27 protein-coding genes and 1 pseudogene are annotated in these 26,906 nt (G+C 70.9%); 9 read left to right on the top strand and 19 right to left on the bottom strand.

The genetic code is table 11. The features are described 5' to 3' along the window. Positions 1 to 418 precede the first annotated feature (418 nt). The 9 genes from ABZU32_RS38900 to ABZU32_RS38860 form a co-directional block, all read right to left on the bottom strand. A complete protein-coding gene (locus ABZU32_RS38900; RefSeq protein WP_354931278.1) occupies positions 419 to 1,288 on the bottom strand; it encodes a hypothetical protein in 870 nt (289 codons plus the stop codon). Next, on the bottom strand, positions 1,285 to 1,734 hold the full coding sequence (locus tag ABZU32_RS38895; protein WP_354931275.1) for a hypothetical protein: 450 nt from the start codon (positions 1,732 to 1,734) through the stop codon (positions 1,285 to 1,287). Before ABZU32_RS38895 ends, ABZU32_RS38900 begins: the two co-directional genes overlap by 4 nt. Continuing rightward, positions 1,731 to 1,985, bottom strand: coding sequence for a hypothetical protein (locus ABZU32_RS38890; protein WP_354931272.1), 255 nt, complete (start codon positions 1,983 to 1,985; stop codon positions 1,731 to 1,733). Before ABZU32_RS38890 ends, ABZU32_RS38895 begins: the two co-directional genes overlap by 4 nt. Before the next feature lie 144 nt (positions 1,986 to 2,129). Next, positions 2,130 to 2,414 carry a hypothetical protein gene (locus ABZU32_RS38885; RefSeq protein ID WP_354931269.1) on the bottom strand — a complete coding sequence of 95 codons (285 nt, stop codon included), beginning with the start codon at positions 2,412 to 2,414 and terminating at the stop codon, positions 2,130 to 2,132. A gap of 24 nt (positions 2,415 to 2,438) precedes the next feature. Continuing rightward, complete coding sequence (locus ABZU32_RS38880) at positions 2,439 to 2,888, bottom strand: hypothetical protein (protein ID WP_354931266.1); 450 nt, start codon at positions 2,886 to 2,888, stop codon at positions 2,439 to 2,441. A 135-nt stretch (positions 2,889 to 3,023) separates the two neighbouring features. After that, positions 3,024 to 3,398 carry a Fic family protein gene (locus ABZU32_RS38875; protein ID WP_189167798.1) on the bottom strand — a complete coding sequence of 125 codons (375 nt, stop codon included), beginning with the start codon at positions 3,396 to 3,398 and terminating at the stop codon, positions 3,024 to 3,026. Beyond that, positions 3,395 to 3,598 (bottom strand): Arc family DNA-binding protein, encoded by a 204-nt coding sequence (locus ABZU32_RS38870; protein ID WP_189167799.1) that lies wholly within the window; start codon positions 3,596 to 3,598, stop codon positions 3,395 to 3,397. Before ABZU32_RS38870 ends, ABZU32_RS38875 begins: the two co-directional genes overlap by 4 nt. 452 nt (positions 3,599 to 4,050) lie before the next feature. Beyond that, positions 4,051 to 4,710 (bottom strand): response regulator transcription factor, encoded by a 660-nt coding sequence (locus tag ABZU32_RS38865; protein WP_354931261.1) that lies wholly within the window; start codon positions 4,708 to 4,710, stop codon positions 4,051 to 4,053. Continuing rightward, positions 4,701 to 5,939 (bottom strand): sensor histidine kinase, encoded by a 1,239-nt coding sequence (locus ABZU32_RS38860; protein ID WP_354931258.1) that lies wholly within the window; start codon positions 5,937 to 5,939, stop codon positions 4,701 to 4,703. Before ABZU32_RS38860 ends, ABZU32_RS38865 begins: the two co-directional genes overlap by 10 nt. Before the next feature lie 190 nt (positions 5,940 to 6,129). Between ABZU32_RS38860 and ABZU32_RS38855 the strand changes: the two genes are divergently transcribed. Further along, a complete protein-coding gene (locus ABZU32_RS38855; protein ID WP_354931255.1) occupies positions 6,130 to 7,002 on the top strand; it encodes a type II CAAX endopeptidase family protein in 873 nt (290 codons plus the stop codon). A 79-nt stretch (positions 7,003 to 7,081) separates the two neighbouring features. Here the strand turns inward: ABZU32_RS38855 and ABZU32_RS38850 are convergent, their stop codons facing one another. The 7 genes from ABZU32_RS38850 to ABZU32_RS38820 form a co-directional block, all read right to left on the bottom strand. Continuing rightward, the gene (locus tag ABZU32_RS38850; protein ID WP_354931252.1) at positions 7,082 to 8,536 is read right to left on the bottom strand and encodes a hypothetical protein; all 1,455 of its coding nucleotides are present in this window, start codon (positions 8,534 to 8,536) and stop codon (positions 7,082 to 7,084) included. Between the two features lie 246 nt (positions 8,537 to 8,782). After that, positions 8,783 to 9,394, bottom strand: coding sequence for a methyltransferase domain-containing protein (locus ABZU32_RS38845; RefSeq protein ID WP_354931249.1), 612 nt, complete (start codon positions 9,392 to 9,394; stop codon positions 8,783 to 8,785). Positions 9,395 to 9,760: 366 nt separating this feature from the next. Continuing rightward, positions 9,761 to 10,798, bottom strand: coding sequence for a cytochrome d ubiquinol oxidase subunit II (locus tag ABZU32_RS38840; protein WP_354931246.1), 1,038 nt, complete (start codon positions 10,796 to 10,798; stop codon positions 9,761 to 9,763). A 3-nt stretch (positions 10,799 to 10,801) separates the two neighbouring features. Beyond that, positions 10,802 to 12,178 (bottom strand): cytochrome ubiquinol oxidase subunit I, encoded by a 1,377-nt coding sequence (locus ABZU32_RS38835; protein ID WP_354931244.1) that lies wholly within the window; start codon positions 12,176 to 12,178, stop codon positions 10,802 to 10,804. A gap of 123 nt (positions 12,179 to 12,301) precedes the next feature. Further along, positions 12,302 to 13,474, bottom strand: a complete 1,173-nt coding sequence (locus ABZU32_RS38830) for a zinc-dependent alcohol dehydrogenase (protein ID WP_354843120.1) — start codon at positions 13,472 to 13,474, stop codon at positions 12,302 to 12,304. 10 nt (positions 13,475 to 13,484) lie between these two features. Then, positions 13,485 to 14,405 (bottom strand): SRPBCC family protein, encoded by a 921-nt coding sequence (locus tag ABZU32_RS38825; protein WP_354931241.1) that lies wholly within the window; start codon positions 14,403 to 14,405, stop codon positions 13,485 to 13,487. Positions 14,406 to 14,693: 288 nt separating this feature from the next. After that, on the bottom strand, positions 14,694 to 15,377 hold the full coding sequence (locus ABZU32_RS38820) for a helix-turn-helix domain-containing protein (RefSeq protein ID WP_354931238.1): 684 nt from the start codon (positions 15,375 to 15,377) through the stop codon (positions 14,694 to 14,696). Between the two features lie 52 nt (positions 15,378 to 15,429). Between ABZU32_RS38820 and ABZU32_RS38815 the strand changes: the two genes are divergently transcribed. Further along, the gene (locus tag ABZU32_RS38815) at positions 15,430 to 16,875 is read left to right on the top strand and encodes an alpha/beta hydrolase (protein ID WP_354931235.1); all 1,446 of its coding nucleotides are present in this window, start codon (positions 15,430 to 15,432) and stop codon (positions 16,873 to 16,875) included. A gap of 47 nt (positions 16,876 to 16,922) precedes the next feature. On the opposite strand, the gene ABZU32_RS38810 is transcribed toward ABZU32_RS38815, so the two are convergent. Next, on the bottom strand, positions 16,923 to 17,516 hold the full coding sequence (locus ABZU32_RS38810) for a CHRD domain-containing protein (protein ID WP_354931232.1): 594 nt from the start codon (positions 17,514 to 17,516) through the stop codon (positions 16,923 to 16,925). Between the two features lie 514 nt (positions 17,517 to 18,030). On the opposite strand from ABZU32_RS38810, the gene ABZU32_RS38805 reads away from it, so the two are divergent. After that, a complete protein-coding gene (locus ABZU32_RS38805; protein ID WP_354931229.1) occupies positions 18,031 to 19,233 on the top strand; it encodes a hypothetical protein in 1,203 nt (400 codons plus the stop codon). Between the two features lie 26 nt (positions 19,234 to 19,259). After that, the gene (locus ABZU32_RS38800) at positions 19,260 to 19,847 is read left to right on the top strand and encodes a hemerythrin domain-containing protein (protein WP_354931226.1); all 588 of its coding nucleotides are present in this window, start codon (positions 19,260 to 19,262) and stop codon (positions 19,845 to 19,847) included. Positions 19,848 to 19,971: 124 nt separating this feature from the next. Here the strand turns inward: ABZU32_RS38800 and ABZU32_RS38795 are convergent, their stop codons facing one another. After that, positions 19,972 to 21,039 (bottom strand): LacI family DNA-binding transcriptional regulator, encoded by a 1,068-nt coding sequence (locus ABZU32_RS38795; protein WP_354931223.1) that lies wholly within the window; start codon positions 21,037 to 21,039, stop codon positions 19,972 to 19,974. Positions 21,040 to 21,258: 219 nt separating this feature from the next. Between ABZU32_RS38795 and ABZU32_RS38790 the strand changes: the two genes are divergently transcribed. Further along, the gene (locus tag ABZU32_RS38790; RefSeq protein ID WP_354931220.1) at positions 21,259 to 22,038 is read left to right on the top strand and encodes a methyltransferase domain-containing protein; all 780 of its coding nucleotides are present in this window, start codon (positions 21,259 to 21,261) and stop codon (positions 22,036 to 22,038) included. 44 nt (positions 22,039 to 22,082) lie between these two features. Here ABZU32_RS38790 and ABZU32_RS38785 read toward each other — a convergent pair whose 3' ends face one another. After that, the gene (locus ABZU32_RS38785; RefSeq protein ID WP_354931281.1) at positions 22,083 to 22,703 is read right to left on the bottom strand and encodes a hypothetical protein; all 621 of its coding nucleotides are present in this window, start codon (positions 22,701 to 22,703) and stop codon (positions 22,083 to 22,085) included. Between the two features lie 393 nt (positions 22,704 to 23,096). On the opposite strand from ABZU32_RS38785, the gene ABZU32_RS38780 reads away from it, so the two are divergent. From ABZU32_RS38780 to ABZU32_RS38765, 4 genes and pseudogenes are all read left to right on the top strand, one after another. Next, a complete protein-coding gene (locus tag ABZU32_RS38780) occupies positions 23,097 to 24,455 on the top strand; it encodes an SGNH/GDSL hydrolase family protein (protein ID WP_354931217.1) in 1,359 nt (452 codons plus the stop codon). A 261-nt stretch (positions 24,456 to 24,716) separates the two neighbouring features. Then, entirely contained in the window at positions 24,717 to 24,806 is a 90-nt protein-coding gene (kdpF, locus tag ABZU32_RS38775; protein WP_354843158.1) for a K(+)-transporting ATPase subunit F, read from the top strand. Further along, positions 24,806 to 26,467, top strand: coding sequence for a potassium-transporting ATPase subunit KdpA (gene kdpA / locus ABZU32_RS38770; protein WP_354931214.1), 1,662 nt, complete (start codon positions 24,806 to 24,808; stop codon positions 26,465 to 26,467). The genes kdpF and kdpA overlap by 1 nt, the downstream gene beginning before the upstream one ends. Then, positions 26,467 to 26,906, top strand: a pseudogene (locus tag ABZU32_RS38765) (potassium-transporting ATPase subunit B); the annotation flags it as partial. The gene kdpA and the pseudogene ABZU32_RS38765, both read left to right, overlap by 1 nt.

Genomic DNA, 26,906 nt, shown 5'->3' with positions numbered 1-26,906 from the left:
GGATCCTCCAGGTCCATCGCCTCAGATGCCTGGATCACCGTACTCGTCACAGGTGTCTCCTTGATCAGGAGTTACACCGTTGGTCTTACAGTCCCCGGGCCGGCCGTGAGAACGGTCGTCGACGGGTCAGCGGTGCGACGGTTGGGCCTGCGAGTCCGTGCCGCTGTCAGCCGCCGGGTCCGTGTCACCGTCAGCCGCCGGATCCGTGCCGCTGTCAGGAGCCACCGGAACGTCAGAGGTCAGGGAGCGGACGCGCGGTATCGGCGAGGGCAGCAGCCAGAGCATCGACAGCGCTCCGCCGACGGCACCGATGAGCAGGGTCACCCGGAGGCCGACGAGGGTGGCGAGGACACAGCCGAGCACGGCAGGGAGCGGGCCAACAGGGTTGGGGTGTTGGTGCCGTCCTCGGCTTCGTGTGTCAGCGCGGAGTGGCGCAGTTGGTGCAGCGTCCATCCGCCGCGTGCCTCGAGTTCGGCTGGGTCGGTGATGCCCGGACGGGCGAGCGGCCGGGTGAGGGCCTCGAAGAGTTCGGCGGCTCGCCGGTAAGACAGGCGGGCGCGCCCGGTAACTGGGCATGTGTCACGCGTGGGGACGTGGGCAGGCGCCCGGCGGTCCGTAAGGAACACAGGCCCGCGGATACGGCCTTTGAGTAGCCGGGGCAGGAGTTGGGCGGTGCCCGTTGCCAGTGCACCCATTCGATGGTGCCGCCTTTGGAGGTGACGCGGCCGCGTTTGTCGGTCAGAAGCAGATCCTCGACGTCGAGGCAGAGGATCTCCTCGGCTCGTGCGCACGTCTCGTACAGGGCCTTCCAGAGCGTGCGTTCGCGCACGTTGACCTTGAGGTCGAACAACGTGGCGATCTGCTCGCGCGACAGGGCCCGGGTTCGGTCCGGCGGCGCCGGCCGGCGTTCGATGCCGATGATCGGATTGCGGGTCAGCCAGCCGCGGGCGCGCCACCAGGCGATGGCGGCCTTCATTACCGACAGTTCACGGTTGACGGTGTCGGCGTCAACCAGCCGAGCCCGCTGCGCGAACATCTCGGCGATCACATTAGCCGGTGCCTCGTCGAACATGGCGAACGCCACGGTGGGCGGCTCGGTGGGCGGCTCGGCGCCACGCCGGTTGCGGCCCAGCGGCGGTTGCTGCCCAACGGCCAGCCACGCCCAGGTCAGCAGTGAAATTCGGTAGATGCGCGGGGAGGAAGCGGCGATCCCGGCCGAGCGAAGGTATGCCTCCACGGCGGTGCTGTAGTCGGCGGGGATATCGCGATCCAAGGCGTGGACCGTCATACGCTGCTGCTTGTCGTGGATGTGGACCCGTTCGCGGCTTGTCCGGGCTCCGGCAGGCCATCGTTGTACTGGTAGGTGCGTCCAGGCTGGCTGAAAGGGCTGGCGGATGGGCCTAGTGGGTGTCCCGTCGATCCCCGGGCGTAGTGGGTTTCGCCAAAGACCCAGTAATGCAGGTCCACCAGGTCAGGCGGCCAGAGCACCACGCCCGCGCCGCCGACGAGCCCGTGCGCGTTGGTGCGGGCCAGTTCCTTCAGCTGTTTCGCCAGCTTCATTCCGGAGGGCTGTCCGGCGATCGCTGCGGTGGTGGCTGCGGTGACGAGGTCTACCAGTTGCAGGTGCGGGACGTGGTGGGAGGGCGCGGTCAGGATGGGCGAAACAACGCGATCGGGTGTGGCGAAGCGAGTGCCGTCCCGGGTCAGGCCGAGGGTGTCGGCCAGCCATTTCACCTCGTCCTTGCGGCCACCGCCTGGTTGATCAGCGATGATGATACCGACGTCGTTCCGCTCGCGCAGATGCAGAGGATTCGCTCGTAGAGGTACTTGAGGATCTCGGGTTCGTATTCTGCGCGAATGCCGTCCAGCGCGATGGCGAATCCGGCAACTGCGGGTTCGGGGACGATCACGCCGCCGACCGAGACGAGCTCGCCCATGTGCTGGCGACGGACCTCTTTCTGTCCGCTGTCGTCGATGTAGATCATGTACACGATGACACTCCACGATCATCGCCGCAGTAAATGCGTACACCTCAATCCGAGGACGAGGGGCACGTGTTGGGGGACGCTCGAGGCCGGATGGGACGCGTGTGGGTGATCGTATCGGGCTTGCCGCAGTAAATGCGGCATTTACTGCGGCGCTGGAGGCTCCTCTTCCTCACACGGCTTCTTGGGTTGGGGCGCGAGTGGGCGCCGCATAATCGACGGGTCGGCGTAGGTCTGCCATCCGTATCTGGCGTACCAGTTCGCCTGCTGCAAGTCTTTTTGACGGCGATCAAGGTCGCGAAGTTGTTGTGCAGCCCGGACAGCACCCTCGGGGTGGCCGATGGTGATCGCCTCGCGCCACCAGCGCCGCGCCTCGGCCGGGCGCTCGCGCGCCGCCTTGACGCAGTAGAAAAACGTCGCCGTGATCACTGTCCGTGTTCAGGCGCCCAACGCCTACGGCCGCGCCCAACTCTGTCGCTCAAGCCATTCGGCATGCTCCGCGTAGATCAGAGCGTGCCCGTTCGGTCGGTCATCACGGTCAGCCAGGAACTGGTCGAGCGCTTGGAACAGCACCGTCACGGCGGTGCTGTTCCGTTCGCCATTGACCGGGCCGACATCCAAGGGCCTGGCCTCCATGGGGAACGCCAGCATGAGCACGAGCGCTTCCCAGACCAGGTTGTTTCCCCTGTTCACCTGGACGATCAGCCACTCCCTGAAGCCGGCCAACAGGGTATGACCGCTCCCGGCATGGAACCCAGCAATGAAGGTCGCGAACGCGCGGTATGAGCCGTCCAGTCCGTGAGAACCTGGTCGTCGATGGATCTCCGCCATGTACTCACGAGGCGTCCACGTGGCGACCGATGACACCTCACCCGCTACCGGGAAAGCTTCTTCAGGCTTCATCGGTCCGCAGCCCAACTAGGCAGGCCACGCCCGTTCCACCGATACCGCAGTAGTCGTTTCTTTGAGAAGGTACTGCTGGTGGCAGCGAGTCGCTTCCGGCTTCAGACGGTGATCGCGTCGTCTGTCGGCTTGTCTTCACGCGCCTAGCTTGCGGAGTCGCTGCGCCAGGTCAGGAATGTCTTCCAACTCGCCTGTCGTCACGGAGATGACCAGCCTTTCGGCCTCATCCACGTCGCGATACTCGAGAATCTCCCCATTGTCCTCAAGGAAGGCGACGGCAGCGGCCCAGCCGAGCCGCTTGTTACCGTCCACCAGTGGATGGCCGATCAGGATGCTCTGCATCAGGGCGGCCGCCTTCTGCCACAGGTCCGGATAGGCGTCGTCACCGAACACGGTCGTCTGCGGGCGGAGCACCGCAGCGTGCAGTTGACCGCCGTCACGTATCCGGACCACCGGGAGCACCGCCTCCGCCAAGGCCAGCAGGTCCTCTGTGGTCGGATAGGAAGTCATCGGGCGAGCCGCTCGAGCAACTCCCGGTCTCGCTCGGCGATCTTTCGACCCATAGCCTGGTAGCGCTCCCGCCTGCGCCGGGCGATGTACTCCTCGATGGCGACCACCATCGCCGAGTTGACGCTCTGAGCGTCACCACTGGCGAGCTGCTTGATCTGCTCATACGTCTCGTCCGGCAGCCGGAGCCGTGTCTCAGCCATACGCCGATGGTATCACTTTCTGGTACCACCCTACGGCGAGATCATCGCCGGCCTGATCACATCTGCCTGCCTACAGGCAGCCCATCGAATGGATCACCTAGCTTGACGTTGGTACCAACGAGGCTGCGGTGGCCCTTGGTGGAGCACTGTTGGGGTGTTTCGGCTTCTGATCAGCATAGGCGTCGCGACCTACGATGCCTTGACTTGAGGAAGTCGTCCACCCACTTCTTTCTGCTACGCCACATGCCGTCGTCTCCCTTGACCGCACGTAGTCGTCCCCGTACGCCAGCGACGCGCAGTGCGTTTGGATCTTAGATGGGTGCTGCTCGTTCGTCAGGTGCCCGTGGCGGTTGATCAGGACCGTGAGCGCCGCACGGGTCTCGAGCGTGTGGGCGTCCTGGTCGGGTGGGCGCCTGGCGGATCTGGTGCTTGAGGCGTGCAGGCTCTGATCTTTATGACAGCTCGGGGAACCGTTCGCGTAGGTAGGTCAGCACTGCCAGGACGCGGCGGTTGGTGTCGTCGGTGGGTGAGAGGTCGAGTTTGGCCAGGATGCTGCCGATGTGCTTGCTGATCGAGGCCTCCGACAGGACCAGCGTTTTCGCGATGGCCGCGTTGGAGTGACCTTCGGCGACCAAGGCGAGCACCTCGCGTTCGCGTTGGGAGAGGCGGGTGATCGGGTTGTTCTGGCGGTTGAGCAGGCGGCGGACGACCTGGGGGTCGATCACGGTGCCGCCGGCGACGACGCGGCGCAGGGCGGAGACGAAGTCTTCCACGTCGACGACACGGTCCTTGAGCAGGTAGCCGACGCCGAGCCCGCCGCCGGAATCGAGAAGTTCGGCGGCGTAACCGTGCTGGACGTACTGGCTCAGTGCGACCACGGCCAGGCCGGGGTTGTCCCGGCGTAGCTGGACGGCCGCGCGTAAGCCGTCGTCCGTGAACGTCGGTGGCATGCGGATGTCGGTCACCACGAGGTCGGGTGAGTGCTCGGCCGCGGCCCGCAGAAGTTCCGTGGCGTCGCTGACGCTGGCGACCACGGTGAAGCCGAAACGTTCCAGCAGGCCGGCCAAGCCCTCGCGCAGCAGGACGCCGTCTTCGGCCAGGACTACGCGCATGGCAGCTCCGTCCGGATCAGGGTGGGGCCGCCGGGCGGGCTGGAGAGCAGCATTCGCCCGGCGGCGACGGCGACCCGGTCGGCGAGGCCGGTGAGACCGGTGCCGTTCGAGGGGTCGGCGCCACCTCGGCCGTCGTCGCGGATCTCGACGGTGAGCAGACCCGCCGTCTCGCGGGCGGTGACCGTGACGGCCGTGGCTCCGCTGTGTTTGGCGACGTTCGTGAGGGCTTCGGCGACGACGAAGTAGGCGGTCGCCTCGACCTGTTCCGGTGGGCGCCGAGGAAGGTCGGTCTCGACGACGACCGGGATGGGGCACTGGTCGGCGAGCTCGCGCAGCGCGGCAGGCAGGCCGAGGTCGGTCAGCACGTTCGGGCGGATGCCGTGGATCAGCTCGCGCAGCTCGGACATCAGCTGCTTGGCCTGCTGATGAGCCGTTTCGACGGCCCCGGCGGCGGGGGAGGCGGCCGGGATGTCGAGCTTGGCCAGGCCGAGCTGGAGGGTCAGTCCGACGAGCTTCTGCTGTGCGCCGTCGTGGAGGTCGCGTTCGATTCGGCGGCGTTCGGCCTCGAACGCGCTGACCAGGCGGGCTCGTGACCGCGACACCTCGACGAGTTCCGCATGCAGTTCGTCGGCGGCGCCGGGGTGGAGCAGTGCCCGGGCCACCGCGCCGTGGACGCCGGCGACAAAGGTGAGCAGGTAGGGCACGGTCACCAGGGCGGCGAAGCCGGTGATGGAGTAGGGCACGGCCTGTGGCGGTGTGGTGATGACGGTGACGCCCAAGTTGATCTCTCCGGCGGGGACCAGCCAGGGGCTCAAAGCGCACACCGCGATCAGTATGAGGACGAACGCGACCATGCTGTAGAGCGCGGGGACCACGGTCACGAGCAGGACGGCGTACGACAGTTCCCGCCAGGTCAGCGGTTGGCGGTACCAGGAGAGGCCGAACGGTACCCGGCGCACTGACGGGACCGGCCGGTGGTCGACCAGGCGCAGCCGGACCCGCTCGGCGGCGGCCAGTGGCCGGGCCACCAGCGGCCCGAGCGTGGCCACGAGCGCGGCGCCGAGGACCAGCAGGATCAGCCCGGACGCGGGTTGTGCGGTGTTGGTGGCGACCCGCCGCGCGAGCAGCGCCCATGGGAAGGCCAGCAGTCCGAGCGGTACCGCAAGGAGCATCGCGATCGGGACCGACGACAGGACGTACATCGCGGACCTGAGAGGCCAGACGGACATGATGAGACGCCGTGTGACGAACGCGGAGAGCGCGGTGCGGGGCGGGTTGGCGGACACAGGGATCACGCTAACCAGCACGGGCGGCGGTTCCCACCGAGCCGGCCCTACACCTCAGGTATAGCCAGCCATACCCGGAATCGGTGACCAGGGGTAGTGCCACGCGCCCGGCTCGCTGGTGTGCTTGCCGACCATGAGAAAACATCCGCTACTGACCTATTTCACGCTGTCGTACGGCATCACCTGGCTGTGCTGGCTCCCCTACATCCTGTCCGAGACCGGGCTCGGTCTGCTGCCCATCCGCTATCCCGAGATACTGGGAAGTTCACAGACCTTGGGGGTACTGCCCGGTGGCTACCTCGGCCCGATTACGGCCGCGTTCATCGTCACCGCCGTCGTGGACGGCCGGGCCGGCCTGCGGCTCTGGGCGAAACGGCTGGTCCGCTGGCGGGTGAGTCCGCGCTGGTACCTCGGGGTCCTGCTGGTCGTCCCGGTCGTCGCGGTCGTCTCGACGTTCCCGCTTCCCGGTGCACTGGCCGACTTCCGCATCCCCGGCGCGACCGTCTTGCTGTTGTACGTCCCGATGCTGGTCATGCAGTTCCTCACGACCGGACTGGCGGAGGAGCCGGGCTGGCGTGACTTCGCCCAGCCCAGGTTGCAGGCCCGCTACGGCCCGCTCGCCGGTTCGCTGATCCTCGGCCCTCTGTGGGGTGCGTGGCACGTGCCGTTGTTCTTCAGCGAGTGGGCCGACTGGCCCAATGTGGACTGGCTGATGATGGCGGAGTTCGTCAGCTCGGCGATCCCACTGAGCCTCGTCATGGCGTGGGTGTTCAACCGTACGAACGAGAGCCTGCCGGTCGTCATGCTGTTCCACGCCAGTGTCAACACCGTGTACTCCCTGGTATGGGAAGCATGTTTCCCGTCCTTGGACGCGTTCGGCGACAGCGTGCACACGTTGGCGATCGGCTCAGGGGTGGCAGCAGTCGTACTGCTCATCGCCACCCGGGGCCGGCTCGGCTACGAACCGATCGCCGCCAGGGAGTTCCAGAACACCGGCGCACGGTAACGAGCCGCGGGCGGATCAGGGCGCGGCGCCATCCAGGCCGGTGAGACCGGCCGAGAGCGCGGTACCGGTCAGGCTGTGGTCACCAGGGGGACAGGATCAGGGCCTGCAGTAGGAGGCCGGTGATCGCTTGAGTGGCGAGCGCGCGTCGGCCGGGGGCGTACGCGGCGGCCAGGCCGATCCACAGGGCGAAGGGCGTCCAGATGCGCTCCACCTCTCCTCGCGTCACTCCGATGAGGTCCAGCGCCAGTACCGCCACCAGGGCCGCGGCCACGACGAAGGCGACAGGCATGTCCCCGAGGCACAGGGAGGCGGCCCGGTCACTGAGGCCGAAGGCGGCGGGCCGGCCCCGGAGCGCGAAGGCGGTGGGCCGGACCCGGAGGGCGAAGGGGGTGGACTGGTTCTCGAGGCCGGAGGCGGCGGGCCGGTTCGTGAGGCCGGAGGCAGAGGGTCGGTTGGTGAGGGCGACGGCGAGGCGGCGGAAGCCTGTGGCGGTGGCGGGGCCGGTGGTCAGGGCGAGCACGGCGAGGTTGGCGACCAGGAAGTACAGGTAGGGCCGGGCGGCGCCCGGGTCGGCGGCCCACTGCGCGTGGGTGGCGACCACCCCGGCAGGCCACCAGAACCCGCCGGCCGCGAACGCGGCCGTCACCGACGCCGCCCCGGCCAGCGCCGCCGTCACGGCCGGGCGCGGCAGGCGGGCGAGCACGGCGACCGTCACCGGGATCAGCAGGTAAGGGACCAGCCCGTAGCTGAGATACGGCAGCGCGCCCAGCAGCACCCCGGCTCCCGCCGCCCACAATGTCCTGGCCGTGGTGCCCCGGCCGAGCACCAGCAGCGCGACGCCCCACGCGCCGACGCCCGCGAAGAAGGCGTCCATCGTGGTGGCGATCCACACCGATGCCGGGGTGAGGGCCAGGTACGGCAGCGCGCGCCGGGCGGCCTGCTCCCCCGCCAGGCGGCGCACGGTCAGTCCGATCGCCACCGTGGCGGAACAGCCGGCCGCTATGACCAGGACCGCCGCCCACAGCGGCCCGCCCAGCCCCACGGCGGCCAGCGCCCAGAGCACCAGCACGGGCAGCGGCGGATGCCCGCGCACGTGCGTCGGGTACTCGCCCAGCCGCCGGGTGAAGCCCGCCAGCCAGCCGAGCGGGTCGTGCCCCACCTGCGGCAGCACGGCCAGGTACTCCTGGGGGTGGGTGAACGGCGCGGCGAGCCCGTCGCCCGACATCGCCAGCAGCACCGTCCACGCCAGCGCGAACCCGTAGGCCACGAGCGACGCCCGCCCGAACCCGCCCCGCCGGACCACCCCGGGAAGAAAGCGGACGGCGACGGCGGCGAGGACCGCCGCCGGGACGAGCGTGACCGTGAGGACCCGGAAGTGGGCGTGCAGCGGCGGCAGGTGGTCGATGCGCAGCACGCCCAGCGCGTGCAGCACCGCGCCGGCGGCGAAGGAGGCGACGATCAGCGCGCCCCACCAGGCGAGCGCCGCCCGCGTCCGGCGTACCTCCGCGAGGGTGTCCGTGGGGCGCACGAGCATCAGGTAAGGGTGGCGCATCGTCATCCGGCTTCGGGCCGGTGTTCCGCGTGACGCGGGAGCCTCAGGTCGGGGGTGGCGCATCATCGTCCCGCCTCGGGCCGGTGGTCCACGCGACGCGGGAGCCTCACGTCACAGTGGCGAACCATCCGTCTCGCCTCGGGACGCTGTTTCGCACGACGCGGAAGTCTCAGGTCGGGATGGCGCATCATCGTCCCGCCTCGGGCCGGTGGTCCACGCGCGGGAGCCTCAGGTCAGGGTGGCGAACCATCGTCCTGCCTCGGTCCAGTGTTCGGCGGACGGGAAGCCGGAGCGCCGCGCGAGGGGGCCGATGTCGTCGGCGCACACCGTCGCCCAGGCGAACCAGTCGGCGACCCGCCCGCCGTGCCGCAGCCGCACCCGGTCCACGGCGGTCGGCGTCCCCGGCGGCGCGAGTTCGGCGATGACCGCGCCGCCGGGACGTACCAGCTCGCGCAGCCGCAGCAGCAGCGCGCCGGGGTCGCCGCCGATGCCGATGTTGCCGTCGGCCAGCAGCGCCACCGCCCAGCGCCCGGTGCCGGGCAGCGGCTCGAAGACGTTCCTGCACAGGGCCGCCCCGCCGGCGCGCCGCGTGAGGGCGACCGCCAGCGGGGCGATGTCGATGCCGAGGACCGGGACGCCCCTGCGGGCGAGCGCCGTGGTCAGCCGGCCGGGCCCGGAACCGACGTCCAGCGTCGGCCCGTCGCACCGGTCCAACAGGCCCCGGTCGCCGTCGATCGGCCGCAGCCAGCGCCCGGCGGCCAGTGGCCGGACCTGGCCGTCGGAGTACTCGACGTCCACGTCCCCTCCCTGCAGCGCCTCCTCGTACAGGGCGCCGATCACGTGGCGTCCCCGCGTCCGGCCGAACGCCCGCCGGACCCGGTGGCCGGCGACACGGGAAAACGGCAGCCCGCGAAAGAACGGTGGTCGGGGCGAAAGTGGCGGGCCGCGGGATTTCGGGGGGCCGGCTCGCGTGCCACAGGGGATTCCGGACGGCCGGCCGAGGGGTCGATCTCGATCACAGGGCGACGTTACAGCGGCGTTCGCCCGCCGATTCTTACGAATCCGTGACGTGACGTTCTGCTCATGCCCGACAGCGGATGACCTGCGATGACGCGGGAATACCTCAGGGCGGCGACTTTCGTCCGGCCGCCGCCGTCCACCGATGCGACCGGCGCGGATAAACGCGGGACAATACCATCCGGCCCTTCATTCATTACGCAGCGCCGAATCATCCCGTTCGTGCGGCGGGCCCGTTCTGTCACGCTGGAAGGTCGCGTACAACCACCACAGGGACGGCAGGAGCAGCACGGCGCCCACGGCGAGCGCGCCCAGGGTGGCGGCCAGGACGCCGCTGGTGGCCGCGGCGTCCTCCAGCGTGACGCCGGGCAGCAGGTCCGGGTACTGGCCCACGCCCCAGCCCCACAGCAGTCCGGTCACCGCCAGCGCCGCGGTGAGGCGGACGGCCAGGTAGGCGCGGCGCCACAACAACGCCAGGGAGACCAGCCCGGCGGCGACCGACAGCGCGAGCAGCGGCAGGGCCCGGCCGCCGGTGAGCTCGGCGAACAGCCGCGGCGCGTCGGCGCGCAGCACGAGCAGACCGGCCGCCGACAGCAGCCCCACGACCGCGCCGCAGGCCAGGGCGCGCCGTCTGAACTCCTCGGCCAGGCCGTCCTCGCCGGCGCGCTGGGCGTCGCGGGTGAGGTAGACCGCGGCGAGGTAGGCGGCGGCGCCGACGGCCAGCGCGCCGGTGATCGCGGAGGTCGGGTTGAGCCAGCTCGACACGACGTTCCCCGCGGCGATGCCGGCGGGGACCCGGCCGGAGGCGATGGCGCCCGCCACCGTACCGAGGAAGAACGGGGTGGCGACCGAGGAGAAGGCGAACGCGGCGCCGAACAGGCGGCGCTGCCACAGCTCGGTGGAGACCTTGCGGAAGGCGAAGGCCGCGCCGCGCGCGATGATGCCCAGCGCCGCCAGGGTCAGCGGGATGTAGAGGGTGGAGGCGACGGCGGCGAACACCCCGGGGATGCCGGTCCACATCAGGACGATCACGAAGATCAGCCAGACGTGGTTGGCCTCCCAGACCGGGCCGATGGAGTGCTCGATCAGCTCGCGCCGGCGCCGCCCGGAGGCCGCGCCGCCGGACAGCAGGTCCCAGACGCCGCCGCCGAAGTCGGCGCCCGCGAACAGGACGTAGGCGGTCAGGCCCGCCCACATGACCCCGATCATGACCTCCGCCAGCGGCATCGGTCACACCACTCTCTCGTCCGTCTCGTCGTGGACGTCGGGCTCCTGGGGCGCGATGGACACGGGCCGGTCCCGGGCGAGCAGGCGCAATACGTACACGGTCGCGACGGTGAGTACGGCGTACACCAGGCTCACCAGCACGAACCCCCACACCAGGCCGGGCGCGGGGTTGACCGCGTCGGCGGTGCGCATCACGCGGTAGACGATCCACGGCTGGCGGCCCACCTCGGTTACGACCCAGCCGGCCTCCAGCGCCAGGACGGCGGCGACGCCCGAGACGGCGGCGGCGCGCGGGAACCACGGCGAGCGCGGCAGGTCGCGCCGCCGTATCCAGGCCAGCGCGAGCCACGCCGACAACGCGAGGAGGGCGAAGCCCAGCCCGACCATGAGCTGGAAGGCCAGGTGCACCACGTTGACCGGGGGCCAGTCGGCGACCGGCACCCGGTCCAGGCCCATGATCTCCGCGTCGGGGTCGAAGTGGGCGAGCAGCGACAGCCCGTCCGGGATCTCCAGGGCGTACCGCATCCGGTCGTCGACGGCGATGCCGCCCACGTGCAGCGGGACTCCGCGCTGGGTGTGGAACACCCCTTCCATGGCCGCGAGCTTGACCGGCTGGTTGGAGGCGACGAAGTGGGCCGCCCAGTCGCCGACGACGATCTGCGCCGGGGTGACCAGGGCCGCGGCCGTCAGCGGCAGCAGCAGGCCGGCGCGGTGGTACCGGTCGCGGCGCCCGCGCAGCATGGCGACGGCGTACACGCTCGCGATGCCGAACCCGGTGACCATGAACGCGGCCAGGATCATGTGCACGGTCTGCGGCGGGGTCGCCGGGTTGAACATGGCCGCCCACGGATCCACCGCGACCACGCGGCCGCCGGCCAGGCGGAAACCGGTCGGCTGCTGCATCCAGGCGTTGGCCGTGACGACGAAGAAGGCGCTGGCCACCCCGGCGACCACGATGGGAATGCCCGACAGCATGTGCGCCACCGGCGTCAACCGGTCCCACGCGTACAGGTAGACGCCCAGGAAGATGGCCTCGATGAAGAAGGCGATGCCCTCCAGGGAGAACGGCAGGCCGATGACCTGGCCGTAGGCTCCCATGAGCCGGGGCCACAGCAGCCCCATCTCGAAGGACAAGATCGTCCCCGACACCGCGCCGACGGCGAACAGCACGCCCATGGCCCTGGCCCAGCGGCGGGCCAGCAACCGGTAGTGCGGGTCGCCGCGGCGGTGCCCCCGCCACTCGGCGATCAGCGTGATGGCCGGCATGCCCACGCCCAGGCACGCCAGCACGATGTGCCAGCCCAACGAGAGCGCCATCTGCATGCGGGCGGCGCCCAGGCCGGCGTCGGCGGAGTCCGCCATCACCTGCATGATCATCATGGCTCCCCGGCGCCGTGTCGGTCCACCTCGGCGGGGGACGCGCGCGGGCGTCCCCCGCCTCCGCCCCTGAAGACCTCCCCCGAGAGGGTCATCCGCGCGCGAAGCCCCCGTCCCGGGGGTGTCTCACCAGGGTTGGAGGACGACTTTGTTGCACTCGTTCTCCTTGTGCTTGAACATCTCGTACGCGTGCGGCGCGTCCTCCAGCCGCACGCGGTGGCTGATCACGAAGGCGGGGTCGATGTCCCCGGCGCGGATCCGCTCCAGCAACGGCTTGAGGTAGCGCTGGACATGGCACTGGCCGGTCCGCATGGTCAGCGACCGGTTCATGAACGACCCCACCGGGAACTTGTCGACGAAGCCGCCGTAGACGCCGATGACCGAGACGATCCCGCCGTTGCGGCAGGCCATGATGGCCTCGCGCAGGACGTAGGGCCGGTCGGTCTCCATCCGCGTCGCCTGCTTGGCCCGGTCGTAGGCGTGCATGGCGGGGACCGGGTAGTGCGCCTCCATGCCCACCGCGTCGATGCAGGCGTCGGGGCCCCGGCCGGCGGTCATGTCGCGCAGCGCGTCCAGGACGTCGGTCTCCTCGTAGTTGAGGGTGTCCGCGCCCGTGCGTGCGGCGATCTCCAGCCGGTACGGGAAACGGTCGATGACCACGACGCGTTCGGCGCCCAGCAGGAAGGCGCTCACGGCGGCGAACTGGCCGACCGGGCCCGCGCCCCAGATGGCGATGACGTCACCGGGCTTGATGTCGCACATCTCGGCGCCCATCCAGCCGGTCGGCAGGATGTCGGACAGGAACAGCACCTTCTCGTCCGGCAGGCCGTTCTCGATCTTGATCGGCCCGACGTCGGCGAACGGCACGCGCGCGTACTGCGCCTGGCCGCCCGGGTAGCCGCCGAGCATGTGGGAGTAGCCGAAGATGCCGGCCGGCGCGTGTCCCATGAGCTTCTCGGCCAGCCCCGCGTTCGGGTTGGAGTTCTCGCACACCGAGTACATGCCGCTCTGGCAGGACAGGCAGCCGCCGCACGCGATCGGGAACGGGACGACCACGCGGTCCCCGACGCGCAGGTTCGACACCCCCGGGCCGACCTCGACCACCTCGCCCATGAACTCGTGGCCGAGGACGTCGCCCTTCTTCATCGTGGGGATGTAGCCGTCGTACAGGTGCAGGTCGGAGCCGCAGATGGCGGTGGAGGTGACGCGGACGACGGCGTCGCGCGCGTTGAGGATCCTCGGCTCCGGGACCTCCTGGACCTCGACCTTGTCGCGCCCCATCCAGCAGATGGCTTTCATGGGGTCCTCCTCATCTCATCGGCTGGGCCACGTGCTGGAACAGCTGCCGGATGGCCCGGGTGCCCTCGGGGCTGCCCTCCGAGCGGGTCACCTCGCCGGTCTCCATCACCTGCTTGAAGCGCCGCAGGTCGTCACGCACCTGCTGGTCGGGGTGCTCGCCGAGCAGCCGGGCGAAGGCCAGGCCGAGCCTGCCGACCGGCGCGTCGTAGTCGATCCGCACGCGCACCTCGGTGCCGCGCCCGCCGGGAGCGTCCATGAAGCGCACCGATCCGCGGTTGCGCACGGTGGCGCCCTCCAGCGACCGCCAGGCGATCAGTTCGTCCTCGCGGTCCTGGACGATCTCGGCCTCCCACTCGACGGGCTTCCTGGCCGGCCCTCTGGCCCGCCACCGGGAGTGCCCGCCCGGGCCGGTCTCCACCGAGTCCAGGTGGATCATGAACCGGGGCAGGTTCTCGAAGTCGCGCCAGAACCGGTAGACCTCCTGGCGAGGGCGGTTGACGGTGATGGAGGCGCGCAGGCCGGTGGTGGGCGCGACCGGCGTGATCGTCCCGCCCTTCTCGACCCGCATCGCGGCGTACAGGTCGGCGGCCGTCATGCCGGCCACCGCCGTCGAGACGACCACGACGCGGCGGCGTCTGGCGCCCGCGCGGCGAGCCAGGGCGCGGCCGAGCAGCGCCAGGTCCATGGCGTCGCCCGCGACCCGGGTCCACACCATCGACGCCGGCCTGCGGCTGCCGAGCAGGGCGGCCGCGTGGAGCAGTTCCCGCATGCCGACCAGGCGCACCGTGGCCCGGGACACGGCCGAGTCCTCGAAGCCGCCGAGCCGGCCGAGGACACGGGGTGCGGCGAGCTGCGCGGCGCCCAGTCCCAGGCTGGCCCATCCGAGCGCCGCGGCCAGACGGCGGGCCTTGTGATTACTCGCTCCGCTCATGTGAACCTCACATGGCTGGGTATGTGGCGATCCGGCGCACCGGCGGCCCCTCGCGACGGGCGCGTCCGGCGCGCCGCCCGGTCCGGCCGACGGCGGACCTCTCGTTTACCACTCAGCCGTACCCCTTCGACGTGGGACGACACAGATCGGCCCATTCCCGCGCCGGAACCAGACCGTATCGAGGGAACGCGGTGACGCGTGCACCGGTTTGAGCGGCTCCACACGGGGGTACCCCGGCCGTCCGCATCGCGCGTGCCGCGGCGCCACTCGGCCGGGGCCGGGTTCGGGTCAGGCGGGTGTGCCTGGGCCGGCCGGATCGGCGGCGACGGAAGAGTCCTCGTCGATGGCGGAGGGGTCTTCTTCGGTGACGAAGGGGGCCTCGCCGGCGGTGGTGGAGAGGTCCTCATCGGCCGTGGAGAGGTCCTCGGCGGTGGTGAAGGGGTCCTCGGCGGGGAACAGGATGGGGCTGAGCAGGTAGCGGGCCCGGCCGGGAGCGGGCGGGTTGGCCAGGCGGGGGGCGATCGCCGCGCGCATCTGGGCGATCATCTCCAGCAGTTCCTCGCGGCTGAGCCAGACCGCGTGCTGCCGGTAGCCGACCAGGTCCGCGACCGGGTCGGCGCCGTCGCGGCCGAGATAGGAGCCGAACTCGGCGAGCAGGGCGGCCATGGCGACGGCGAACCCGCGGCGATGGTCGTCGGCCGACAGCGACCGCATCGCCTCGGCGTCGATCACGGCCCTGTCCTGGCGGAGCCGGTACCGGCGCTCGACCGCGCCGCGCACCCGTCGCTCGCCGGCCACCTCCAGGACCCCGCCGGCCGCGAGCAGGTCGACGTGCCGGTAGACGGTCGCCTTGGAGACGTCGGGGATGCGCGCGCTGAGCTCGGAGGTGGCGAGTTCGCGCCCGCCGCGCATCGCGTGCACGATGCGCAGCCGCACGGGGTGGGCCAGGAGCTCCAGAGGGTCCATCGCCATACGATCTCATATCTGCTACCGTTCGCAAAAATGAGAAAGGATGGCGTCTGGCATGGGGAACGACACCGACCCTGCGGCGATCGCCGTCACCGTCGTCGAGATGGCCCGCGACGGACGGTTCACCGAGATCGAGGCGCTGTTCGCGCCACGGTTGCGCGCGGTCGTCTCAGCCAGGACACTGCGGACGGCCTGGGCCGCCGAGATCGCCTCCATCGGCCCGGTCTCCGCCATAGGAACCCCGGCGACCGAGCCGATGCCCGATGGCGCGGACGGACCGGCGGGAGACGCGGCCGGCGGACCGCCGGAGGGCTCGGACGCAGGACCGGCGGGCACATCGGGCGGCTCAGGCGCAGGACCGGCGGGCACATCGGACGGCGGAGCCGGACGGGCGGGGCTGACGCGGGTGAGTGTGCCGGTGAGCGGGCGGGATGGCGGGCTCACCGTGGTGATGTCGGTGGACGGGGCCGGCGCGCTGAACGGCCTGCGACTGGCCCCGGCGGCCACGACGTCCTGGGCGCCGCCGCCCTACGCCGCGCGCGGAAGGTTCGGCGAGCACGACGTCACGCTCGGCACCGGTCCGCTCGCCGTGCCCGGCACCCTCACCATGCCGCGCGGACGGGGCCCGCACCCCGGCGTCGTGCTGCTGAGCGGCGGCGGTCCGTTCGACCGCGACGCGACGAGCGGGCCGAACAAGCCGCTGAAGGACCTCGCGTGGGGCCTGGCCTGCCGGGGGGTCGCGGTGCTGCGGTTCGACAAGGTGACCTGCGTCCACGGCGCGCGGGTGAGCGACGCGGACGGCTTCACGATGACCGAGGAGTACGTGCCGCACGCGGTCGCCGCCGTCCGCCTGTTGCGGACCAGGCCCTCCGTGGACGCCGCGCGGGTCTTCGTGGCCGGCCACAGCATGGGGGGCAAGGTCGCGCCACGGGTCGCGGCGGCCGAGCCGTCCGTCGCCGGACTGGTGATCATGGCGGGTGACGCCGAGCCGATGCACCGTTCCGCCGTGCGGGTCGCCCGCCACCTCGCCTCGCCGGCCATCGGCGCGATGACGGAGCCGGATGCCGAGGCGATCGCCCGGCAGGCCGCCCAGGTGGAGGATCCCGCCCTTTCGCCTTCGACGCCGGCCGCGCTGCTGCCGCTCGGCCTGCCGGCGTCGTACTGGCTGGACCTGCGCGCCTACGACCCGGTGGCCGCCGCGGCGGCGCTGGAGGTGCCCATGCTGATCCTCCAGGGCGGGCGCGACTACCAGGTGACGGTCGAGGACGACCTCGCGCGGTGGAAGGCGGGCCTCGCGCGGCGCGCGGACGTCGAGTTCCGCCTCTACGCGGCCGACGACCACCTGTTCTTTCCCGGGACGGGCCCCTCGACGCCGGCGGGATACCAGAGGGCGCAGCACGTCGACCCCGCGGTGGTGGCCGACATCGCCGCGTGGCTGCACCCAGCACCCGGCAGGTTCAGCCGGTTCGCCAGGTTCACCCGGTTCGCCCGCCGCGGCTGAAGGCCGGCCGGGGCGTGAGACCCCGGCCTCGTCCGGGCCGGGAAGGGTTACCAGCGGCCGGTCTTGAGGAGCTGGCCACGGACGGCGCCGTCGGCGAACTGCTTGGTGTGCATGTTGGCGTACCAGTTCCCCGGGTTCTTCTTGATCCCCGCCAGCACACTCAGGTCCTGAACCCGCACCGAACCAAAGGCGGAATTACCGCGGATCGTGCCATCATGCAGCAGATCGATCACCACCGGACCGTTCACACCGGCCTTGCCCCGGTGAATGTGGAACGCCGTCGGCCTGCCCGTCCGCTTCCACTGCACCAAGTAGAACATCCGGTTCCCCTGAATCCGGAACTTCGCCACCGCGACACCATCCCGATCGTTCACCTTCTTACCCGGCTCACGCACCTCATTCCGGCCCAGCAGCACCGCACCGAAGTAATAGCTCTTCGGCTTCACCGTCACATGCCCGGCAGCCGAAACCGTGGACGCGGAGGCCGCGCTCACCTTGGCGGGCGAGGAGGCGGTGGCCGCCCCGGCCGGCACCGCGACCGCGCCGAGGGCCAGCGCCGAGATCGCCGCCCCCGCCGCCATCCGGCCGGCCACGCGCTGCCAGGTCTTCCGCTCGCGGCCGGTGCGCTCGATGTTCGTCATCAGAATCTTCCTTAGGTCTGCCGTAAGGGTGCGTTTCGGACAACCCAGACGTTAGGTCCGCGGCCGGCGGCGTTATACGTAGGAATCCACACAGCGCCGCGAGCGTGCACAACGGCACACACCGCGCCTCAGGTCTCCCTCCAGGAGCGCTCCCGCGCTGGAGGAGGGGACTTCGTGTTTGGCGGGTCAGTCACGGGTACAGGAGCTCGCACGAAGGAGCGCTGACCATGCATCCGTCAGCGCCAAGGCTCAGCACCGTTGAGCGCTGACCATGTACCCGTCAGCGCCAAGGCTCAGCACCGTTGAGCACCGGCCGTGCACGGTCGGCGCCAGAAGCCGAGCGTCCACGATGCGTTGACCGTGCGTCAGTCAGCGCGCACGACGCGGACCGGTTCCTCGCCGCGTGCCGTGAGACGGACCCCGGACCTCACCGCTCCGCCCGAGGGCACGCGGTCGTCCGAACACGAACGGGCGCGATCGCCGCGCCGTCCTTCCAGTCTCCTAGGAGTGCCGCATGACGTTCAATCCCCTGCACGAGCGGGGAATCCCGCTGGACAAGCAGCTGCGCAACTGGCGTGAGCTCGACGTCGCCCCGGTCGACCCGGACCACTCAGATCCCTACACCCGGTGCCGGATCATCGCGATGAACGGCATCGAGGTCGAGGCCATCATGTTCAGCCACCAGCTCGCCCGGCACTGCCCGAGCGTAGAGCTCAAGCAGCAGCTCGCCCGCGTGCGCTACATCGAGGCCCAGCAGCAGAAGGCCGTGAACTGGCTGCTGCCCGGCCTGGCCTCGGTGCTGGAGACCACGATCGCCTACGAGCAGGTGGCCGTCGACCTGACGGCCTGGGTCGCCCGGATGGAGCCCGACCCCTACCTCAAGCGCGCCTACCAGTTCGGCGTGCTGGAGGACTTCGACCACCTGTACCGGTACGCCAACCTGTACGAGCTGATCGAGCACCGCAAGGCCGAGAAGATCGTGGACGGCCTGACCGAGGTCATGCCAGGACGGCCGACCTACCTGCACCACCGCGACCCGGTCGACAACGTGCGCGAGCCCTACGACAAGAGCGCCGCGGCGCCGATCTCCAAGCTGCACGCCCTGACGATCATGGCCGCCGAGCAGCAGACCATGAACTTCTACATGAACGTCGGCCCGACCTACATGGAACCGATCGCCCGCAGGCTCTACCAGGAGATCGGCCTGATCGAAGAAGAGCACGTCACCCACTACGAATCGCTGGTCGACCCGGGTGAGACCTGGTGGGAGATGCTGCTCAACCACGAGTACAACGAGTGCTACCTGTACCACTCGTTCATGGAGACCGAGTCCGACCCCAAGGTGAAGGCCATCTGGGAGCTGCACCTGAACATGGAGCTGGAACACCTGCGCCTGGCCGCCGAGCTGTTCAAGAAGCACGACGGCCGCGACCCCGAGCAGGTGCTCGCCCCCGAGCTGCCGGCGCCGGTCACCTTCGAGCCCAACAAGGCCTACCTGCGCGAACTGATCGCCACCGAGATCGACTACACCACCATCGGCACCGGATACGTGCAGGACGCCCACGAGCGCTTCGAGAAGATGCAAGAGGCGATCATGGGAGGCGAGCCCCTGCCGTCCGAGCAGGTCATCACCGACAACCGCGACAAGAGCGGCCAGGAGTACCGGCTGGAGACCGAGGGCCCCCACCCGGTGCCCAGCCTGCGGACCGACCGCTGACCACCGGCACGGCCAAGGAGGAGACGATGACGCAGGACCCGCCCGTCCCGGAGACGATGGCCGAGGACGACGTGATCGAGCTGCTGCTGCGCCAGCACGCGCTCATCAGGGACCTTTTCGACCAGGTCGAGCAGGCGTCCGCCGAGGAACGGCCCGAGGCGTTCACCCGGCTGGTGCGCATGCTCGCCGTGCACGAGACGGCCGAGGAGGAGACCGTCCACCCGTACGCACGCAAGAAGATCGACGGCGGGGACGGGGTCGTGGACGACCGCCTGGCCGAGGAGAACCAGGCCAAGCAACTGCTGGAGGACCTGGACAAGAACGGGCCCGACGCCCCCGACTTCCTGGAACGACTCCTCCTGCTCCGCGCGGCGGTGACGGCGCACGCCCGCAGCGAGGAACGCTACGAGTTCACCCAGTTGCGCGCCCAGACCACCGCCGCCGAGCGCCGCGCCCTGGCCGCCGGCGTGAAGGCGGCCGAGGCCATGGCGCCCACGCATCCGCACCCCGGCATCGAGTCGGCCACCAAGAACGTGCTGGTGGGAACGCCGGTGGCGATGATGGACCGGATCCGCGACGTGGTCCACCGTGCCATGGACCAGCACAACGGCTGACCGCCCCGGCACCCGCCCGGCCTCCCGTCACGGAGAGGCCGGGCGCGCCCCGCACGAAGGCCGCCATGACCGGGCCTGCCCCGAAGGAGCGCGCCATGACCGGGCGCGGCCCGGAGCAGGGCGGTCATGATCGGGCGCGGTCCGGTCGAGGCGATGCCGGCGGCTGATCCCGATCGCGCCGTGGTCGCCGGTAGGGACGGGTGCTCTCGCGGATCTTCAGCTCGGGCGCCAGCATGGTGACCTGCGGCTGCGGCTCGCCGCGGATCAGGCCCGCCAGGCGCCGGACGGCCGTGCGCGCCAGGTTCTCCACCGGAAGCACCAGCGAGGTCACCGGGGCGGCCATCCGCTCGGCCACATCGTCGGAGCTGATGGCGATGACGGAGATGTCCCGCGGGACCCGGCGGCCCGTGCCGGTGAGCCGGTCCACCACCAGCGGCAGCGCCCACTCGTTGTAGACGATCAGCGCGCTCATGCCCGGCAGCCTGCCGAACATGGCGTCGAGCGCCGTGACCACCCCGCCGGACGAGGGCTCGCACGGCTGCCACGCGGCCTTCGCCCCCGCGCGGGCCAGCGCCTCCAGCGCGCCGTCACGGGCGTGCGCCGCGTAGGCCCCGCCGCGCGCGTAGGCCTCCGGCGGTTGCCCGAGGAACCCGACCTCGGTGTGCCCGAGATCGAGCAGGCGCTGCGCGCACAGCCGTCCCGACAGGACGAAGTCGAAGTCCACCTGGCACAACCCGGCGGGGTCGTCGGGCGTGCCGACCAGGACGGCGGGACACTCCAGCGTCCTGAGCAGTTCCACCCGCGGGTCACGCCGCTGGACCTCCATCAGCATCACGCCGTCCACGAGCGCACCGGCGACCGCGTCCTTGATCGCCTTCTCGCCGTCGTCGTCGGTCAGCATGAGCAGCTTCAGCCCGGCGTCCTGCGCGGCCGACAGCGCGGCCCAGACGTAGGGCATCTGCACCTGGTTGTGCGGCCCGTGCACCATCGGCAGCGCCATGGCGATCACCCCGGACCTGCGCGTCCTGATGGACCGCGCGCCCGCGTGCGGCCGGAACCGCAACTCCTCGATGGCGCGCTCGACCCGCTTGACCGTTTCGGCGGAGATGGAACGGTTGCCGCTGAGCACATAGGACACGGTGCTGCGCGAGACCCCCGCGTGCCTCGCCACATCGGCGATCGTCACGGCCATTGCCCGGCTCCCTGGCACCGTCGAACTGATTCGATTTCGGCAACGTAACACCAGGTCGGCCCGCCCACAAGACCTACTTCGCGCCCGGGCCCCGGCCGTCGGCCCGTCCCCGCCCGCTCAGGATCCGCGAGGCGTACGCGATGACCGGACGCGCATGGCAGGGTGGTCGAATCGTTCCACCGGCGAGGTCTTCCCGAGCGGTGGGAGGAAAGGAGCGAAATGGGCATGATCTCCGACGGCGGGGAGCACGGCGGGCAGACGTCCGGCGGCGGCGAGTGCGGCCCCCGGGCGTCCGGCCACGGAGGGGACGGCTCGCGAGTGTCCGGCGACGATGAGTGCGGCCCCCAGGCGTCCGACGGCGCCGAGCGTGGTCCGCACGTGCCCGAGGGCGCGTGGTCGGCCCGGACCCCGGAGGAGACCCGGGCGTTCTTCGCCTCCCGCGCGGCCGGCTGGGAGGAGAAGTTCCCCGACGACGACCCGGCCTTCGCGGCGGCGGTCGGCGCGATGGGACTGGCCGGGGGCGACGTCGTGCTCGACGCCGGGTGCGGCACCGCCCGGGCGTTCCCCCCGCTGCGGGCGGCCGTCGGCCCCGCGGGACGGGTGATCGGCGTCGACCTGACCCCCGAGATGATCCGATCGGCCCGCGACCGGGGCCGCCACGCCCACGGCCGGCTGCTGATCGCCGATGTGGGGCGCCTCCCTCTGGCGGACGCCGCCGTGGACGCGGTCCTCGCGGCCGGACTGCTCTCGCACCTGCCCGACCCGGCGGCGGTGCTCGGCGAGCTCGCGCGCGTCACCGTCGCCGGCGGGCGCCTGGCGTTGTTCCACCCCGTCGGCCGCGCGGTCCTGGCGGCGCGGCGCGGCCGCGTCCCCGCGCCCGGCGACATCCGCGCCGAGCACAACCTGCGGCCCCTGCTGCGCGGCACCGGCTGGACCCTGACGACCTGCGAGGACACCGGCGAACGCTACCTGGCCATCGCCCTGCGCGCCCCCCACTGAGCACCCCCCGGCGGACCGCGAAGGACCGGCCCGCGATCGCCGGGTCAGAAGCCGACGTCGCGGCCCATCAGGTCGCCCACTTCCTCACGGCGGACGAGCAGTCGCGCGCCGTCCGGGCCGACGGCCACGACCGGGGGGCGGCCGGTGAGGTTGTAGGTCGAGGCCATGGAGTGGTGGTAGGCGCCGGTCGCCGCGACGGCGATCACGTCTCCGGGGTGGACGTCGGCCGGGAGCGGCACGTCGTCGGCGATCGTGTCCCCGGTCTCGCAGTGGTGACCGACCACGGTCATCGTGCGCATCCCGCCCTGATGACGGCGGCCGACCACGCGGACTTCGTACCGCGACCCGTACAGCGCGTGGCGCGGGTTGTCGCTCATCCCGCCGTCGACCGCGACGTAGGTGTGGTTCAGCGCCTTCTTCACCGAGATGACCCGGTACAGGGTGAGACCGGCGGGGCCGCTGATCGCCCGTCCCGGCTCGACGACCAGCCGCGGCGCGCGCAGCCCGAGGCCCCCGCAGCGCTCCTCGACCGCGGCGGTGAGCCGCCCGGCGTAGTCGGCCAGGTCCAGCCCGCGCTCGCCCTGAAGGTAGGCGATGCCGTGACCACCGCCGAGGTCGAGTTCGGCGGCCTTGACGGAGCCCTGACGGTTAGGCCCGAGGAACAGACGCCTTCTTGACGAGCAGCCCGCCAGTGACGGGATTCACGCCGCGGCCGTGAGTGGGGCGGGGCCGCGTGCGACGGGCGGCCACCCGGTGGGCGTCGGCGCTCGCCGCGCGTCCGCGCCCGGCGAGGGCCCCGCACGTGAAGCTTTCACGACGGCGCGAGCCCGGACGCACGGTCGTCCCGGCAAGTGCGCGCAGGACGTTGACCGGGTGATCACCCTGACATACGGTGCGCCAGAAATGTTCGAGGATATGGCGAAATGTTTCGGGCCATGCTCGCCATGGCCGGGCCGATGGGAGCCTCGATGACACATCTCAGGTCCGTGTTGCTCGCCTTATGGCGTAATGTCCGCCGGACCGGCAGGCGGCCCGGCGACCGGTCGACGCCGTATCCGATGTCGAGCATTCCGTCCCCGTCCACGTTCGCGAAGGTGGCCGCCGCCGCGGCCGCCGCGGTCGCGGTCGCGGTGGCCTCCCCCGCTCTCGGGGCGTTCGGCGCACGGGGCGGCGATCACGCTACCAAGGTGACACCGAAGATGAACGGGCACTGGGTCAACACGTGGGTGTCGATGCCGCAGCTCACCGAGCCGTCCAACATGCCGCCCGTCCCCTTCACCCAGGACGGCCTCGTGCTCGCCGACAGCACGCTGCGGCAGACCGTCCACACCTCCATCGGCGGGCGGCAGGTGCGGCTGCGCTTCTCCAACGCCTTCGGCGGCGCGGCGCTGCCGATCACGCGGGTCTCGGTGGCGCTCCCCGCCGGCGGCCAGGCCGGCGTCAGCGCCATCAAGCCCGGCACCTCCCAGCCGGTGACCTTCAACGGCAGACCGTCCGTCGTCATCCCCGTCGGCTCGCTCGCCGTCTCCGACCCGCTGAACTTCGAGCTGGCCCCGCGCTCCGACCTCACCGTGACGATCTACCTGGCGGAGGGGCAGAAGTCCACCGCCATCACCTCCCACCCCGGCTCCCGCACCACCTCCTACATGGTCAACGGCGACCACGTGGACGCCGAGGACCTGCCGGGCGCCGCCTCCACCGCGCACTGGTACTTCCTCAGCGGGCTCGAGGTGTGGTCCAAGCCCGGCACCGCGGCGGTCGCCATCGTCGGCGACTCGCTCACCGACGGCCGGGGATCCACCACCAACGGGAACGACCGCTGGCCGGACCGGCTGCTCGAACGCCTGCACGCCTCTCCGGCCACCTCCGGCGTCGCCGTCCTGAACCAGGCGGCCGGCGGCAACCGCGTGCTCAACGACGGTCTCGGCCCGAACGCCCTCTCGCGCCTGGACCGCGACGTCTTCTCGCAGAGCGGGGTGAAGTGGCAGCTCGTCTTCGAGGGCGTCAACGACATCGGCACCGCCGAAGCGAGCGAGGCCGCCCAGCGGCAGGTCACGGCCGACCTCATCGACGCCTTCTGCCAGATGGTCATCAGGGCGCACGCGCTGGGCATCCGGGTGTACGGCGCGACGCTCACGCCGTTCGGGGGCAACCAGGCCTACGACGATCCGCAGGGCTACCGGGAGGCGTCCCGGCAGGCGGTCAACCAGTGGATCCGCACCAGCCGCCGCTTCGACGCCGTGATCGACTTCGACCGCGCGGCCCGCGACCCCGCCGACCCGCGGCAGCTCCTGCCCGCCTACGACGTGGGCGACCACCTGCACCTCAACCCCACCGGCTACCAGGCCCTGGCCGACGCCGTCCCCGCCCACCTGTTCAAGGACGTCCCCCTTCCCTGGGGCTTCGGCTTCGAGTGACGTCCACAGGCCGGAAACAGGCCGAGCAAGGGCGCTCGTCGGGATCGCGTCAATAATGCGGACAGACGCGTATGGAAGGCGTCAAGAGCCGTATTACCCCCCAAATCTCGCGATTTGCTGACTCTGTGGCCGTCCGTCTGGGCGGCCTCGAGCATGCTGATCCGGATTTCAAGGAGTGGGGATGGCCGACGTCATCTTCGTCGCCCTGACGATCGCGATCTTCGTGATCCTCGGGCTCGTCGTCAAGGCGGTGGAGCGCTTGTGAGCGCCGTCAACGCAGCCGGGCTGGTGGTCACCGCGGCATTGGTGATCTTCATGGTCGCGGCCCTGCTCTTCCCGGAGCGCTTCTGATGTCGTCGACCTTCGCGGGCGTCCTGTTCATCGGATCCCTCATACTCGCCCTGGTGCTGACGCACCGCCCCCTGGGCGACTATATGTACCGCGTCTTCACCGGCACCCGGCACCTGGCCGTCGAGCGGGTGGTCTACCGGCTCATCGGCGTGCGCCCCGACGCCGAGCAGCGCTGGAGCGTCTACGCGCGCGCCGTGCTGGCGTTCTCGGCGGTGTCGGTCCTGTTCCTGTACGCCTTCCAGCGCCTGCAGGACAGGCTGCTGCTCAACCTGGGCCTTCCCGCGGTGCCCGACCACATCGCCTGGAACACCGCGGTCAGCTTCGTCACCAACACCAACTGGCAGGCGTACTCGGGCGAGTCCACGATGGGCCACCTGGTGCAGATGGCCGGCCTCGCGGTGCAGAACTTCGTCTCGGCGGCGGTCGGCATCGCGGTGGCGATCGCCCTGGTGCGCGGGTTCGCCCGCAGGCGCACCGAGAACCTCGGCAACTTCTGGGTCGACCTGGTGCGCGGCACGGTGCGCGTCCTGCTGCCGATCGCGTTCATCGGCGCGCTGGTGCTGGTGGCCGGCGGCCTGATCCAGAACTTCTCCGGCGTGCACGAGGTGGCCACGCTGGCCGGCGGCACCCAGAAGATCACCGGCGGGCCGGTGGCCAGCCAGGAGATCATCAAGGAGCTCGGCAACAACGGCGGCGGCTTCTACAACGCCAACTCCGCCCACCCCTTCGAGAACGCCACGAGCTGGACGAACTGGATCGAGATCTTCGCGATCCTCGTGCTGCCCTTCGCGCTGCCGCGCACCTTCGGGCGGATGGTCGGCGACACCCGGCAGGGGTACGCGATCGTCGCGGTCATGGGCGTGCTGGCGTTCACGAGCGTCGCCGTGCTCACCGGCCTGGAGATCGCGCACCACGGCACCGTCCCCCAGGCGGTGGGCGCCGCGATGGAGGGCAAGGAGGTCAGGTTCGGCGTGCCGGACTCCGGCGCCTTCGCGGCGGCCACGACGCTGACCTCGACCGGCGCGGTGAACTCCTTCCACGACTCCTTCACCGCCCTCGGCGGCATGATGACCATGGTCAACATGATGCTGGGCGAGGTCGCGCCCGGCGGCGTCGGCGCGGGCCTGTACGGCATGCTGGTGCTGGCGGTGATCACGGTGTTCGTGGCCGGGTTGATGGTCGGCCGCACTCCGGAGTACCTGGGCAAGAAGATCGGGTCGCGGGAGGTCAAGCTGGCCTCGATGTACTTCCTGACCACGCCGGTGCTGGTGCTCGTCGGCACCGCCCTGGCGATGGGTTCGCCGGCCGAGCGGGCGAGCATGCTCAACTCCGGTCCCCACGGCCTGTCGGAAGTGCTCTACGCGTTCACCAGCGCGTCCAACAACAACGGCTCGGCGTTCGCCGGCATCACGGTGAACACCCCCTGGTACGACACCGTCCTTGGGCTGTGCATGGCGTTCGGCCGGTTCCTGCCGATCGTCTTCGTGCTGGCCCTGGCCGGGTCGCTGGCCGGGCAGGCGCCGGTGCCGGCGTCGGCGGGCACGCTGCCCACCCACCGGCCGCAGTTCGTCGGCATGGTCGTCGGCGTGACCGTCATCCTCGTCGCGCTCACCTTCCTCCCCGCCCTGGCGCTCGGGCCTCTCGCAGAAGGAATCAGCTAATGGCCACACCTGGGATCTACGCCCCGGGCCGTGCCCCCGCACCGCCTGGCCCCGCTCCCGAACCCCGCGACGAAAAGGTCGGCGGCGGCCTGCTCGACCCCAAGCAGCTCCTCACCTCACTGCCCGAGGCGCTGCGCAAGTTGAATCCGGTGACGTTGTGGCGTAACCCGGTGATGTTCATCGTGGAGGCCGGGGCGGTGTTCACCACCGTGCTGGCGGTGACCGGCCCGTCGCTGTTCGCCTGGGCGATCGTGGTGTGGCTGTGGCTGACCGTGCTGTTCGCCAACCTCGCCGAAGCCGTCGCCGAGGGCCGGGGCAAAGCCCAGGCCGCCACCCTGCGCGCGGCCAAACGCGACACCACCGCCCGCCGCCTCACCCGCTGGACCCCCGGCCAGGACCCACTGACCTGGGACGTCGTCGGCGCCCCCGAACTCGTCCA

The organism is Sphaerisporangium sp. NPDC005288 (assembly GCF_040607475.1).
In the GTDB taxonomy this organism is placed as follows: domain Bacteria; phylum Actinomycetota; class Actinomycetes; order Streptosporangiales; family Streptosporangiaceae; genus Sphaerisporangium; species Sphaerisporangium rhizosphaerae.
The sequence above is the reverse complement of the archived record's forward strand: the minus strand, read 5'-3'. Positions and strand labels throughout refer to the sequence as shown.

Excerpts from the sequence above, each read along its gene's own strand:
- ABZU32_RS38900 (WP_354931278.1), bottom strand. The coding sequence starts at position 1,288 with ATGACGGTCCACGCCTTGGATCGCGATATCCCCGCCGACTACAGCACC.
- ABZU32_RS38810 (WP_354931232.1), bottom strand. The coding sequence starts at position 17,516 with ATGACGAACATCGAGCGCACCGGCCGCGAGCGGAAGACCTGGCAGCGC.
- kdpA (WP_354931214.1), top strand. The coding sequence starts at position 24,806 with ATGTCGTCGACCTTCGCGGGCGTCCTGTTCATCGGATCCCTCATACTC.
- ABZU32_RS38860 (WP_354931258.1), bottom strand. The coding sequence starts at position 5,939 with ATGTCCGTCTGGCCTCTCAGGTCCGCGATGTACGTCCTGTCGTCGGTC.
- ABZU32_RS38800 (WP_354931226.1), top strand. The coding sequence starts at position 19,260 with ATGACGCAGGACCCGCCCGTCCCGGAGACGATGGCCGAGGACGACGTG.
- ABZU32_RS38840 (WP_354931246.1), bottom strand. The coding sequence starts at position 10,798 with ATGCCGCTGGCGGAGGTCATGATCGGGGTCATGTGGGCGGGCCTGACC.
- ABZU32_RS38870 (WP_189167799.1), bottom strand. The coding sequence starts at position 3,598 with ATGGCTGAGACACGGCTCCGGCTGCCGGACGAGACGTATGAGCAGATC.
- ABZU32_RS38890 (WP_354931272.1), bottom strand. The coding sequence starts at position 1,985 with ATGATCTACATCGACGACAGCGGACAGAAAGAGGTCCGTCGCCAGCAC.
- ABZU32_RS38880 (WP_354931266.1), bottom strand. The coding sequence starts at position 2,888 with ATGAAGCCTGAAGAAGCTTTCCCGGTAGCGGGTGAGGTGTCATCGGTC.
- ABZU32_RS38825 (WP_354931241.1), bottom strand. The coding sequence starts at position 14,405 with ATGAGCGGAGCGAGTAATCACAAGGCCCGCCGTCTGGCCGCGGCGCTC.
- ABZU32_RS38865 (WP_354931261.1), bottom strand. The coding sequence starts at position 4,710 with ATGCGCGTAGTCCTGGCCGAAGACGGCGTCCTGCTGCGCGAGGGCTTG.
- ABZU32_RS38815 (WP_354931235.1), top strand. The coding sequence starts at position 15,430 with ATGGGGAACGACACCGACCCTGCGGCGATCGCCGTCACCGTCGTCGAG.
- ABZU32_RS38795 (WP_354931223.1), bottom strand. The coding sequence starts at position 21,039 with ATGGCCGTGACGATCGCCGATGTGGCGAGGCACGCGGGGGTCTCGCGC.
- ABZU32_RS38780 (WP_354931217.1), top strand. The coding sequence starts at position 23,097 with ATGTCGAGCATTCCGTCCCCGTCCACGTTCGCGAAGGTGGCCGCCGCC.
- ABZU32_RS38820 (WP_354931238.1), bottom strand. The coding sequence starts at position 15,377 with ATGGCGATGGACCCTCTGGAGCTCCTGGCCCACCCCGTGCGGCTGCGC.
- ABZU32_RS38855 (WP_354931255.1), top strand. The coding sequence starts at position 6,130 with ATGAGAAAACATCCGCTACTGACCTATTTCACGCTGTCGTACGGCATC.
- ABZU32_RS38830 (WP_354843120.1), bottom strand. The coding sequence starts at position 13,474 with ATGAAAGCCATCTGCTGGATGGGGCGCGACAAGGTCGAGGTCCAGGAG.
- ABZU32_RS38850 (WP_354931252.1), bottom strand. The coding sequence starts at position 8,536 with ATGCTCGTGCGCCCCACGGACACCCTCGCGGAGGTACGCCGGACGCGG.
- ABZU32_RS38790 (WP_354931220.1), top strand. The coding sequence starts at position 21,259 with ATGGGCATGATCTCCGACGGCGGGGAGCACGGCGGGCAGACGTCCGGC.
- ABZU32_RS38835 (WP_354931244.1), bottom strand. The coding sequence starts at position 12,178 with ATGATGATCATGCAGGTGATGGCGGACTCCGCCGACGCCGGCCTGGGC.
- ABZU32_RS38805 (WP_354931229.1), top strand. The coding sequence starts at position 18,031 with ATGACGTTCAATCCCCTGCACGAGCGGGGAATCCCGCTGGACAAGCAG.
- ABZU32_RS38875 (WP_189167798.1), bottom strand. The coding sequence starts at position 3,398 with ATGACTTCCTATCCGACCACAGAGGACCTGCTGGCCTTGGCGGAGGCG.